General features: G+C 64.9%; 1 protein-coding gene. It reads right to left on the bottom strand.

Annotation, left to right across the window (positions count from 1 at the left end; translation table 11 throughout):
• The coding region (locus QSK31_RS48490; RefSeq protein WP_285691993.1) for a non-ribosomal peptide synthetase at positions 1 to 1,023 on the bottom strand (1,023 nt) is incomplete at both ends.

Raw genomic sequence — 1,023 nt, 5'->3', positions numbered from 1 at the left:
GGTGGTGGTGGTGGTGGTGTCGGCGATGTGGGCGAGTTCGCCGATGCGGGGGTGGTCGAAGACGTCGCGGAGCGTGAGTGCGGTGCCGAGCAGGGCGTTGGCGCGCGCGACGACTCGGGTGGCGAGTAGTGAGTGTCCGCCGAGGCGGAAGAAGTCGTTGTCGACACCGAGATCGGTCTCGTCGTCGAGGTGCAGCACGTCACGGAAGATACCGGCGAGAGCGATCTCGGTGCCGGTCTGCGGTGCCCGGCCGTCGGCCGCACCCGCGGTCAGCTCTGGTCGCGGCAACGCGCGGCGATCCAGTTTCCCGTTCGCCGTGACCGGGAACCGGTCCAAGCTCGTCAAGGTCGTGGGGACCATGTAATCCGGCAACGACCGCGCCAGATACTCACGGAGCACATCGAACGACACCACATCCGTGGTACTGCTCGTGGTGATATACGCGGCAAGATATTTTCCGCCGGCCGGATGCTCCACAGCGGTGATCACGGCGCCTGACACCGCCGGGTGCTGCTCGAGGACGGCACGAATCTCACCGGGCTCGATCCGATACCCGCGGATCTTCACCTGATCATCACTACGACCGAGGTACTCCAACTCCCCCCGGGAGTTCCACCGCACCACATCGCCGGTGCGATACAACCGCGCACCGCCGTCACTGAACGGATCAGCCACAAACCGGCCAGCGGTCAAGCCCGCAGAAGCCACATACCCATCCGCGAGTTGCACCCCACCCAGATAAAGCTCACCCGCCACACCGACCGGCACCGGACGCAACCACGCATCAAGAACACGCGCCGTCATATTCGCCACCGGAACACCGATCGAGACATCGCCGGTGACAACGGCCACCGTGCCATCACCGGTGACCTCAGTCGAACCATAAAAGTTGTGCAGCACAGCCCGCGGTGCCACCGCACGCATACCATCCGCCGTGCCGGCAGAGAGCGCCTCACCCGAGGACACCCACGACCGGACCGAAACCAACGCCGTAATCGCATCGTCATGACGGACCAGGACATC

This window comes from Actinoplanes sp. NBRC 103695 (assembly GCF_030269485.1).
GTDB lineage: Bacteria > Actinomycetota > Actinomycetes > Mycobacteriales > Micromonosporaceae > Actinoplanes.
This window is presented reverse-complemented; position numbering and strand designations above follow the sequence as displayed.